The sequence below is a fragment of the Microvirga sp. P4_G7 genome, assembly GCF_056401005.1.
Map to the genome: position 1 here is coordinate 1 of NZ_JBFUKD010000511.1, position 2,791 is coordinate 2,791.

Annotated in this window: 4 protein-coding genes and 1 pseudogene; 4 read left to right on the top strand and 1 reads right to left on the bottom strand. The window is 63.6% G+C overall.

From position 1 onward, the window contains the following. From AC1DT3_RS17165 to AC1DT3_RS17180, 4 genes and pseudogenes are all read left to right on the top strand, one after another. A pseudogene (locus AC1DT3_RS17165) lies at nucleotides 1-209 on the top strand (3-phosphoshikimate 1-carboxyvinyltransferase); the annotation flags it as partial. A gap of 7 nt (nucleotides 210-216) precedes the next feature. Further along, complete coding sequence (gene cmk / locus AC1DT3_RS17170; RefSeq protein ID WP_477466448.1) at nucleotides 217-840, top strand: (d)CMP kinase; 624 nt, start codon at nucleotides 217-219, stop codon at nucleotides 838-840. Nucleotides 841-913: 73 nt separating this feature from the next. Next, a complete protein-coding gene (locus tag AC1DT3_RS17175) occupies nucleotides 914-1,720 on the top strand; it encodes a DUF1194 domain-containing protein (protein ID WP_477466449.1) in 807 nt (268 codons plus the stop codon). A 13-nt stretch (nucleotides 1,721-1,733) separates the two neighbouring features. Then, nucleotides 1,734-2,105: a methylglyoxal synthase gene (locus AC1DT3_RS17180; RefSeq protein WP_477466450.1), complete on the top strand. Its 372-nt coding sequence runs from the start codon at nucleotides 1,734-1,736 to the stop codon at nucleotides 2,103-2,105. Between the two features lie 4 nt (nucleotides 2,106-2,109). On the opposite strand, the gene AC1DT3_RS17185 is transcribed toward AC1DT3_RS17180, so the two are convergent. Further along, nucleotides 2,110-2,791: ATP-dependent helicase C-terminal domain-containing protein (locus AC1DT3_RS17185; RefSeq protein WP_477466451.1), on the bottom strand; the 682-nt coding region annotated here is incomplete at its 5' end.

Here is a 2,791-nt window from a genome sequence, read left to right on the forward strand (position 1 = left end):
ATCTCATCGTCCATGGTTCAGGCGGCCCTGTCCGAGGTGGTGGAAAACCCATCGCCACACACCTGGACCATCGCATCGCCATGTCCTTCCTCGTCATGGGTCTCGCGACGCAGGAACCTGTGACGGTCGATGACGGCGCGATGATCGCAACGAGCTTTCCCACCTTCATCCCGCTCATGCGCGGCCTCGGCGCCAGCATCCAGGATTGAGCGTCACATGATCATCGCCATCGACGGCCCCGCTGCCTCAGGCAAAGGAACGCTGGGGAAGCGCCTCGCCGACCATTTCGGCTTGGCTCATCTCGATACTGGCCTCCTTTACCGGGCGGTGGCCCGGGCGCTGCTCGATCAAGGCGAGCCGCTCACGGACGAGAATCTCGCAACTTTGGCCGCACGACGGCTCGACGCTGAGCACCTGGATGAGAGCCGTTTGCGTGGCGCCGAGATGGGAGAGGCGGCCTCCGTCATCTCAGCCTATCAACCGGTCCGAGATGCCCTCCTCGCCTTTCAACGCCAGTTCGGCGCGCAAAGCCAAGGTGCCGTGCTAGACGGCCGGGACATCGGAACCGTGGTGTGCCCGGATGCCGATGTGAAGCTCTTCATTACGGCATCTCCCGAGGAGCGTGCCCGCCGGCGACACCGCGAGCTGGCGAAGCGCGGCGAGGTGACGGCGTTCGAGACCATCCTCGCCGACATCCGGCGCCGCGACGAGCGGGATATCGGCCGGAGCACGGCGCCTCTACGGCCGGCTGAGGATGCCATCACATTGGACACCACCCATTTGGATGCGGATGGGACGTTCGCCGCCGCCCGAGAGCTGATCGCGGCAAAGATTCCCTGAACGTTGGTCTTGCCGGGCGAGCAATTCAGACCCACACTCACCTGGACCGGTGTGTCTCCGACAGGAGCAAGCTATGGTTCGGTACGGCTTCAAGTGTCTCGCCGCGGGTCTGATTCTGCTGCTCGGCCCGTTGATCGTCACGTTTCCCGCCCTCGCGCAGGCGGAGGTCGACCTCGCCCTCGTGCTGGCGGTCGATATCTCCTACTCGATGGATACGGACGAGCAGGCCTTGCAGCGTGAAGGCTTCGCGCAGGCCTTCCGGTCCCCCTTGGTCCACGAGGCAATCCGCAACGGCCTGAACGGCCGCATCGCGGTCACCTACATGGAATGGGCCGGAACCGCCGACCAGAACGTGGTTGTGCCCTGGACCATCCTCGACAATCCGGAGGGACTTCTCGCCTTCGCGGAGAAGATCGCCTCGACGCCGCTGCGGCGGGCCCAAAGGACATCCATCTCCAGCGCTCTCGACTACAGCGTGAAACTTCTCGCAGAGAGTGGTGTCTCGGCGACGCGGCAGGTCATCGACGTCTCGGGAGACGGCCCCAACAACCAGGGGCGCGCCGTCACCGAGGCGCGAGACGAAGCTCTCAACAAGGGGATCGTGATCAATGGTTTGCCCTTGATGCTACGCCAGCCCGGCTATCTCGATATCTCGGACCTCGACGCCTATTACAAGAATTGCGTCATCGGCGGCCCCGGCTCGTTCATGATTCCGGTCCGGGACAAGGAGCAATTCCCTCAAGCCATCAAGACGAAAATTCTGCTTGAAGTCGCCAATTTGGTGCCGCCTACCGTGGTGACTCTCCAGCGCATTCAGGCTACGCCCCGTCCCAACTGCCTCGCTGGCGAGATGCAGTGGCGAGAGCGCTGGAACAACTGACTTCAAGGCGATTATGAAAAAATTGACTTTGGCGCTTGTCGCCCACGACGCCAAGAAGGACGACATGGCGGATTTCGTGGCGATGCATGAGGCTGCGATCGGCTCTTTCGAACTTTTCGCGACGGGCACAACGGGCGCCAGAGTGATGGAACGCTGTCCGGGCTTGTCCGTAGCGCGCCTGAAGAGCGGCCCCCTCGGCGGCGATCAGCAGATCGGCGCAATGATCGCCGAGGGCCGGGTCGACGCCCTGTTCTTCTTCGTGGATCCGCTGTCTCCTCATCCGCACGACGTGGATGTGAAGGCATTGATGCGCCTGTCGCTGGTCTACAACATTCCGATGGCCCTCAATCGCGCCACGGCGGAACGCCTCATCACGACGTTTTAGGCATTCAAGTTCCCCTCGGTTTCGCACGCCGAGTCGGTGGCTCCTTGAGCGGATCTTCCGGCCACGAATGCTTGGGGTACTGCCCCCGCATGTCCGCCCGTACGGCCGCCCAAGAACCGCGCCAGAAGCCTGGTAAGTCACGTGTGATCTGGATCGGACGCTGGGCGGGCGAAAGCAGGTGCAGGACCAGCGGGACGCGCCCCGCGGCGATCGCCGGGTGCCGATCGAGACCAAAGAGCTCCTGCACACGCACCGACAGAGCCGGCCCTTCCTCTCCGTCGTATTCGATCGCGATGCGGGAGCCGGTCGGAACCTCGAAATGCGTCGGGGCCTCGGCGTCGAGTCGGCGTTGCAGGCTCCATGGCACGAGGCTCTTCAGCGCTTCCGCCATCGTGTCGGCGCCAATCTCACCGACGTTCGATTTCCCCACGAGATGTGGAGCGAGCCACTCTTCCGCGGTCGAAAGCAGCGTTTCCTCAGAGAGATCGGGCCATTCGTCACACTCGGCGCGGCGCAGAAACATGATTCGCTCGCGCCATTGCGCCACCGCCTTCGAGATCGGCAATGCCTGAGCCCCCAGTGTCGCCAACCCAGCAGCAAGAATGCGCGCGGCCTCCTCCGAGGCTGGAACAGGCAGCGGACGCTCTTTCAAGACGAGAGCGCCGTAGCGGCGGATGGCCCGCGCC